Annotated in this window: 8 protein-coding genes; all 8 read left to right on the forward strand. The window is 74.0% G+C overall.

Going from position 1 to position 7,454, the window contains the following annotated elements; genetic code table 11:
* Nucleotides 1–81: 81 nt before the first annotated feature.
* The 8 genes from E9565_RS21010 to E9565_RS21045 all read left to right on the forward strand — a co-directional run bounded on the left by E9565_RS21010 (nt 82) and on the right by E9565_RS21045 (nt 7,074).
* Nucleotides 82–453: a CpaF/VirB11 family protein gene (locus E9565_RS21010; RefSeq protein ID WP_236836654.1), complete on the forward strand. Its 372-nt coding sequence runs from the start codon at nt 82–84 to the stop codon at nt 451–453.
* Nucleotides 450–1,361 (forward strand): type II secretion system F family protein, encoded by a 912-nt coding sequence (locus E9565_RS21015; protein WP_236836655.1) that lies wholly within the window; start codon nt 450–452, stop codon nt 1,359–1,361. Before E9565_RS21010 ends, E9565_RS21015 begins: the two co-directional genes overlap by 4 nt.
* Nucleotides 1,358–2,272 carry a type II secretion system F family protein gene (locus E9565_RS21020; RefSeq protein ID WP_236836656.1) on the forward strand — a complete coding sequence of 305 codons (915 nt, stop codon included), beginning with the start codon at nt 1,358–1,360 and terminating at the stop codon, nt 2,270–2,272. The genes E9565_RS21015 and E9565_RS21020 overlap by 4 nt, the downstream gene beginning before the upstream one ends.
* Nucleotides 2,273–2,302: 30 nt before the next feature.
* Nucleotides 2,303–2,500, forward strand: coding sequence for a hypothetical protein (locus E9565_RS21025; protein ID WP_014375310.1), 198 nt, complete (start codon nt 2,303–2,305; stop codon nt 2,498–2,500).
* 128 nt (nt 2,501–2,628) lie between these two features.
* A complete protein-coding gene (locus E9565_RS21030; RefSeq protein ID WP_236836657.1) occupies nt 2,629–2,973 on the forward strand; it encodes a TadE family protein in 345 nt (114 codons plus the stop codon).
* Between the two features lie 26 nt (nt 2,974–2,999).
* Nucleotides 3,000–3,395 (forward strand): TadE/TadG family type IV pilus assembly protein, encoded by a 396-nt coding sequence (locus E9565_RS21035; RefSeq protein WP_236836658.1) that lies wholly within the window; start codon nt 3,000–3,002, stop codon nt 3,393–3,395.
* A complete protein-coding gene (locus E9565_RS21040; protein ID WP_236836659.1) occupies nt 3,392–3,838 on the forward strand; it encodes a hypothetical protein in 447 nt (148 codons plus the stop codon). The genes E9565_RS21035 and E9565_RS21040 overlap by 4 nt, the downstream gene beginning before the upstream one ends.
* Nucleotides 3,835–7,074 (forward strand): LysM peptidoglycan-binding domain-containing protein, encoded by a 3,240-nt coding sequence (locus E9565_RS21045; protein WP_236836660.1) that lies wholly within the window; start codon nt 3,835–3,837, stop codon nt 7,072–7,074. The genes E9565_RS21040 and E9565_RS21045 overlap by 4 nt, the downstream gene beginning before the upstream one ends.
* Nucleotides 7,075–7,454: the final 380 nt, after the last annotated feature.

A 7,454-nucleotide genomic window follows, 5' to 3' on the forward strand; every position in this document is an offset into this window, starting at 1 on the left:
CGATCTTGGCCTGGTAACCGTGATCGTCCAGCTCAGAAGCACCCTCTTCTCGTTGCCACACCGATCACCCGCTCAGGACCGGTGGATTCAGGCTCAGCCCACCACGCCCTCGAGCGGCTGGCCAACCTGTGCATGCGCGGCCGCGCCGCGGTCACCCCGGAGCATGCCTACCGGTCCTGCGCGTCGGCGATCGACCTGATCGTGCACATCACCACCGTGGACGAACGGTGGATCGGGGGCGAGCGGCACCGGTTCGTCAGCCAGGTCCTCGAGTGCAACGGCATCGGGGACGGGGGGCGCCCGGCCGTCACCGACGTCTTCGCCCCAGGCCCCGACGGCAGGGCCGTACCCGAGCACGATCCGGTGGACCTCGCCGACTACGTCCGGGTGGGCTTCGATCCCGACTGGCTCCGGCCAGGCCGCTGGGCCAGCGCGGTCGGGGGACAACGGTGAGCGGCACGGGGTTGCTTGCCGGCGTCTGCGGGGCGCTGCTGATGGGCGGCCTGCTGCTGGCCGCCCACGCCCTCACCGCCCCCGAACCGCCGGCTCGGCCGCGGCGCCGCCAGCCGCGTCCGACGGCGCGGGCCGACCGCCCGGCGGTGCGGCGGCAGCGGGCGCTGTGGGTGGCCGCCGCCGTTGCGGCGGCGGTGGTGTGGGTGGCCTCGGGCTGGCCGGTCGCTGGCGTGCTGACCGGGTTGGCGGTCATCGGTGTGCCGTGGCTGCTGGCGCAGTTCTCCGGCGGCAACGACACCGTGGAGCGGCTGGAGGCGCTGCAGGAGTGGGTGCGCCGCACCTCCGACGTACTGGCGGCGGGCGGCGGGCTGGAGCAGACGCTGATTCGTTCGGCCCGCACCGCTCCCGAGCCGATCGCGGCGGAGGTGGCGGCACTGGCCGCGCGGCTTCAGGCGCGCTGGCCGACGTCCCGGGCGCTGCTGGCCTTCGCCGACGATCTCGACGACGCCGCCGGGGACCTGGTCGTCGCCGCCCTGTTGATGGGTGCGGAGCTGCGCGGGCCGGGGCTGGCGCGGGTGCTGACCGAGCTGGCGGGAAGCCTCACCGAGGACGTAACCATGCGGCGCAAGGTCGAGGCCGACCGCGCCAAGCCCCGCGCGAATGCCCGGTGGCTGCTGCTGATCACCGTCGCCGCATCCGGGCTGGCCGCGCTCAACGGCGACTACCTGGCTCCCTACGGCACGGGAGTCGGGCAGCTGGTGCTGGCCGCTATCGCCGGGCTGATCGTCGCCTGCCTGCTGTGGATGCGCCGGCTCACCGCCCCTGCGCCGTCCCCACGCTTCCTGGTCGATCCCGACCGCAGCCTGCGGGTTCCCGGTCTCGAGCCGAACGAGCTGCCGGTCCCATGAGCGGCACCCAGGCGCTGCTGATCGGCTCCGGCGCGGTCGTCGGTCTCGGCGCGTTCCTGCTGCTGCGGGCCGTTCTCGTGGTCGAGCAGCCGCGGTTGGCCGACGCGCTGGCCCGCCTCGACCGGGGCGCGGCGCCGGTCCCGGTGGGGCCGATGCCGGAGGGAGGCGACCGGTGGGCACGGGTGACCGGCCGCGCCGGTGCCTGGGCCGCCGCCCGGCTGCCCGCCGCCGGGAGGAGTGCGCCGTCCCAGGCGCTGGCGTTGATCGGCTGGACGCCGGAGGGTTACGCCGCCCGCAAGGCGGGTCTGGCCGCCTTCGGCGCGGTGTTCGTTCCACTGTTGACCGCCGTGCTCGCCGTGACCGGCGTCCGGCTGCCGGTGGTGGTGCCGGTGGCCGGGTCGCTGGCGCTGGCTGGCGTGTTGTTCCTCGTCGTCGACCTGGTCGTGCGCGACCAGGCCGCCGAGGCCCGCGGGGAGATGCGGCGGGCGCTGGCGTCCTATCTGGATCTGGTCAGCCTGCGCCGCGACGCCAGCGAGGGCCCCACCATCGCCCTGGAGCGGGCCGCCGGCGTGGGGGAGGGCTGGGTGTTCCGGCGGATCACCGACGCGCTGGTCGCCGCCCGGCTGGCCGGCGATCCGCCGTGGGACGGCCTGCGCCGGATGGCCGCCGACACCGGTGTTGGCGAGCTGGCCGACGTGGCCGACATCGCCGAGGTCGCCGCCTCGGAGGGCGCGTCGATCGCGCCGACGCTGCGGGCCCGCGCGCAGTCGCTGCGGGTCCAGTTGCTGGCCGAGGAGGAGACGGCGGCCAACACCGCCAGCGAGAAGCTCACCGCTCCCGTCGCTCTGCTGTCGATCGCCTTTCTGCTGCTCTTCCTCTATCCCGCACTGGCCCGCCTCATGGCCACCTGACCCGGTGACCCTGACCCGAGAGGAATTCCGATGACCTCGATACTCACTCTCCTGACCATCGTCGGCGCGCAGCTGCGCGACCGGCTGCGCGATCTCCGCGACGAGCCGGAGCGCGGCTCGCTGTCGGTCGAGCAGGTGATCATCACTGTGGCGTTGATCGGCATCGCCGTCGCGCTGGTGGCCGTGATCGCCAACGCGGTCACCTCTCGGTCGGCCCAGATCCAGTAGCCGGGCCCGTGGCTCGCCCCGCCAGCCCGTGTGGCCCTGCGGCCGTGTCCCGGCCCTGCCCTGCTGCGGGCAGCCGGGCCGGCGGCGTGGTGCGCCGACGGATGTCGGGCGAGCGCGGTGCGGCCTCGGTGGAACTGGCGGTCGCCTTTCCGGTGGTGTTGCTGCTGGTGATGACACTGATCCAGGCGGCTCTGTGGTTCTACGCCCGCTCGATCGCGCTGGGCGCCGCCCAGGAGGGCGCCCGCGAGGGCCGCGTGCAGCCCGCCTCGACCGCGCGCGCCCAGTCGGCCGCCGAGGGCTTCCTCGACCAGACCGCGCAGGACCTGCTCACCGCGCGGGACGTGACCGTGGCCGGCTCACCGAGCAGCATCGAGGTGACCGTCACCGGCACCTCCCTCAGCCTTTTCCCTGGGCTGTCGGGCTGGTCGGTCACCCAGACCGCAATCGGCCCAGTGGAACGGCCCACACCATGAACACCCAGCCCACGGAGCGAGGGTCGGTGTCGGTCGAGCTGGCGCTGCTGGCTCCGGCGCTGCTCCTATTGCTGTCCTTCGCCGTCGTCGCCGGACGCACCCAGATCGCCGAGGGTGCCGTCCAAGAGGCCGCACGGGCCGCCGCCCGGGAGGCCTCGCTCGCCCCCGACGCTGCCACCGCCGCCGCACGGGCCGGCGCCCAGGCAGAGCGCACCCTGGACGCTCAGGATCTGCGCTGCGAGGGCACCACGGTCGACGTCGACACCGCCGGCTTCCAGGCCCCGCTCGGCCAGCCCGGCGACGTCACGGTGTCGATCACCTGCGTGGTCGGCATGGCCGATCTGCTCGCCCCCGGCTTGCCCGGATCCGTCACCGTGGAGGCCTCGTTCATCAGCCCCGTCGACGCCTACCGCGAACGATGACCGGCTACCACCGCCGCCGACGGCCGGACGGAGACCGCGGCGCCATCGGCGTCTTCCTCGCCGTCCTCGTTCCCGGGCTGCTGCTCATCATCGGGCTGGCCGTCGACGGCGGCGCGAAGGTGGCCGCCACCCAGCGCGCCAACGCCATCGCCGACGAGGCCGCCCGCGCGGGCGGACAGGCCCTCGACATCTCCGCGGCCCTCGCCGGACAGGTGCAGGTCGACCCGACCGCCGCGGTCGCCGCTGCGCAGGACTACCTCGACCGCAACGACGTGCAGGGCGCGGTGACGGTCGTCGACGGCGACACCCTGTACGTGACCACCACTATCACCCAGCCCACGACCTTCCTGGGCCTGATCGGCATCTCCACCCTCACGGTGGAGGGCTCCGGCACCGCCGACCTGATCACAGGGACCGGCCAGAACGGGGAAGCGGGCCCATGACCACGCCACCGCGGGCATTCGACGTGCTGCGCCAGCTGCTCGCCCTTCTGGCGCTTGCGGCCGCCGTCGCCGGCGTCCCCATTGCGCTATGGCAGCTCGGTGGCGCTTACCTGCCCGACGAGCTGCCCTCCTGGGCTCGGGTGACCACTGCGCTGAGCGGACCGGACACCGGCGCCGTCTTCCTCGGACTGCTCGTGGTGATCGGCTGGTGTGCCTGGGCGTGCTTCGCCCTGTCGGTGGCCGTCGAGCTCGTCAGTCAGCTGCGCGGCCTGCCACCGCTGCGGCTGCCCGGCCTGGCGGTCCCACAGCAGCTCGCCGGCCTGCTGGTGGCCGCCGTCCTCGGTGTCGCCAGCGCACCGCTGTTGGCCGCTCCGGCCGTGGCCGGTCCGCCGGTCGTCGCCGAACAGTCGGTTGACCACGAGAAGCCGCCGCCGGCGCCCGCCCCGCCAGCCGACACCCCGCCTACCGCACCTCCCGCGGCCGGTCCGACCTACTCGGTGCAGCCGCGCGACACTCTCGGCCGCATCGCCGCCCGCTACCTGGGCGACTGGACCCGTTTCGAGGAAATCCTCGAGCTCAACCGCGGCCGGCCCCAGCCCGACGGCGCGATGCTCTCCGATCCGGGACTGATCCGTCCGGGCTGGGTATTGGTCCTTCCGCCCGACGCCAGCCTCCCCGTGGTCGACAGGATGGCCGACGAGGTGACCGTGCGGCCCGGCGACACCCTCACCGACATCGCCGAGCAACACGGCCTGGACGGCTGGCAGCCGATCTACGCCCTCAATGCCGGCGAACCACTTCCTGGCGGCGGTCGATTCACCGATCCCGACCTGATCCTCCCCGGGCAAGTCCTCGACCTCCCGCCCGTAGACCCGGCAGCCGTTGGCTCTCATTCGCCGGCCACCCCCGAACCACCGGCGGAGGAGGCACCGCCGCCACCCCCGCCGCATGAGGACGAGCCAGCCGTGCCGGCGGAGCCCTCATCGACCCCCGCCGCCTCGCCGACATCGCAGAGTCCAGCCGAGGAACCGGTGCAGTCGGCAGCCGACGCTGATGCCGTCGATGCCGACGGGGACCAGTTCCCGGCGGAACTGGCGGCCGTTCTCGCCGGCAGCGGGGCACTGCTCGCCGCAGGTGTGGGCGCGACGTGGCTGGCGCACCGCCGCCAGCGGCTGCGCCGCCGCCGCCCTGGCCGACGGCTGATCCCGCTCCCGAAGGGGCTGTCGGCCACCCAGACGGTCGTCACTTCGGCGGCCGACGCGGGTACGGCCGACTACGACGCGCTCGACCTGGCGCTGCGCGGACTCGCCGTCCGGATCTCCGAGCACCCCGACGGGCCGCTGCCCGACGTCGTCGCCGCCCGACTGCACGGCGGCCGGCTCGCGCTGCGGCTGCACACCCCCGCCGACCGCCCGCCGCCCGAACCGTGGACCGCCGACGACACCGGCCTGTGGTGGTTCGGGCGGCTGGACCGGGACACCGGCGTGGCCACCGAAGTGGCCCGGGCTCGCCTGGCGCCATATCCGACTCTGGTCACCATTGGCACCGACGGCGGCGACCGTTGGCTGCTCGACCTTGAACGCCTCGGCGCCGTGTACGTGACCGGACCGGTCGACCGCCGCATGGACTTCGCCCGGCACCTGGCCGCCGAGATGGCCGTCAACAGCTGGTCGGACCACCTCACCGTCACCACCGTCGGTTTCGGCGAGGAACTGCTCGACCTGGCACCGCACCGGGTCCACCCGACCGACACCGCCGACGACCCCGCTCTGCACGCCGCGCTGCGGGAAGCGGCCGAGCGGGACACCGACGACGTGCTGGACGGGCGGTTGCGGGCCGGGGCGGGGGACGGCTGGATGCCGCAGGTCGTCCTCAACCCACGCTCGCCGGATCAGGGCGGCGAACTGGTCGAGATCGCCGCTGCTCTGCGCGCCCGCGAGCGGCGCGCCGCGGTCGCACTCCTGCTCGGCGTCGACCCGGGGGAGGCCGGCGACGAGTGGCTGCTGACGCTGACGGACGATGGGTCGCTGCTCGTTCCGGCACTGGGGCTGCGGCTACCGGCTCCACAACTGACCGCCGAGCAGGGTCGCGACATCGCCACGCTGCTGGCCTTCGAGCGTGACTCCGATGACGACCCGATCCCCGTCGCCGCCGGCGACCGCCCCTGGCAGGTGCACACCGACGCCGCCGGCGCCCTCCGCAACGACGCATCCGAGTCGGGCATCACCGAGCCACGGGTCCAACTGGCCGCCCCGCAGACGGCCGCACGCCGGTCCACCACTGCCGCAGCAGGCGATGCCACGCCGCGCTCGCAGACCGACATTCCCGCCCGAACGATGTCGTCGGCGAGCGATGCCGCCGAGGCGCCGGGGCGTGCGGCGCCGGCCGACGTGCGCTGCCGGATCGAGGACGACCTCGCCCGACTCGACCGCGATCTCGCCGACTGGTGGTCGCCAGAATGCGCCCGGCCGCGGCTGACGCTGCTCGGACCGGTCACCCTGCGCGCGCACGGTGATGAGGCGGCCGTCGCCCGGTCCGGGCTGCGGCGCCGCTACGAGGAGACGGTCGCCTACCTCGCCACCCGCCCGCACGGCGCCACCGCCGACGAGGCCGCCACCGCGCTGCAGCCTGCCCGCGGCGGCAAGGCCGACCCGGTCAGCGCCCGCGCCTACGTCCACCGGGTCACCGCCGGCGCCCGCGCCTGGTTAGGCACCGATCCCGCCACCGGCCAGAAGCACCTCAGCTCGGGCCACCGCGGCCGCTACATGCTGACCGGCGTGCTAGTCGACGCCGACCTATTCCGTCAGCTGCGCGCCCGCGCCGCTGTCCGCGGGAACGACGGCCTGCCCGACCTGCTGGCCGCCCTTCAGCTGGTGTCTGGCCCGCCGTTCGCCCAGCGCCCGGCCGGCTACGAGTGGCTGGACGGATTGGACCTCACATTCACCGCCGCGGTTTGCGACGTCGCCCACCAGGTCGTCACCGCCGCCCTCGCCGACGGCGACCTGGCCGCCGCCGGCACCGCCTCGGCCACCGCCCTGTTCGTGGCGCCGGACGATGAGCAAGTGCTGCTGGACGCGATGTGGGTGGCCTACCACAAGGGCAACCGCGCCGAGGCCGAGACCTACGTCGCTCGCATCGTGGACGTCCACGACGGGGAGGACGAGATGGACCTGCCCATGAGCACCGCGGAGACCATCAACCGGGCCCGCCGGCAGTTCCTCGACCGTGCCTCCTGAGGAAGGACATTGGAGGTCGGCCGGCCAGGTGGTCTTCGCCCCGCTGTACCGCACCCGAAACCGCCACCGCGTCGACGTCACGAGAAGTCCCGCGAAAGCCTGCGCTACGCCATCAGTAGCGCCGGCGGCCCGGCCGTACCGCCGGGCAAGATTGTCGCCGAACTGATGCTTGGCTTTCTGGCGGCACTTCAGCTCGGCCGCGCACGAGAAGACGCTGTGGGTGCCGGCACTGCACCGTGCCTTTCCACCCGGCACCGACCGGGCCACCCACGTCGACGGCCCTGTCCCGCCCCGGGTTCAGTGGAGGCTCGAAACTGACGCGGCGACGGTAGCCGCCGCGGGGTTGTGCCGGTAGAAGGTGTCCTCGTGCTCGGCCGGTG

It is taken from the genome of Blastococcus sp. KM273129, assembly GCF_021698995.1.
Taxonomy (GTDB): Bacteria; Actinomycetota; Actinomycetes; order Mycobacteriales; family Geodermatophilaceae; genus Blastococcus.

Bases quoted from the DNA above. Each gene is read 5' to 3' on its own strand.
- E9565_RS21020 (WP_236836656.1), top strand. From the start codon at position 1,358: ATGAGCGGCACCCAGGCGCTGCTGATCGGCTCCGGCGCGGTCGTCGGT.
- E9565_RS21025 (WP_014375310.1), top strand. From the start codon at position 2,303: ATGACCTCGATACTCACTCTCCTGACCATCGTCGGCGCGCAGCTGCGC.
- E9565_RS21040 (WP_236836659.1), top strand. From the start codon at position 3,392: ATGACCGGCTACCACCGCCGCCGACGGCCGGACGGAGACCGCGGCGCC.
- E9565_RS21045 (WP_236836660.1), top strand. From the start codon at position 3,835: ATGACCACGCCACCGCGGGCATTCGACGTGCTGCGCCAGCTGCTCGCC.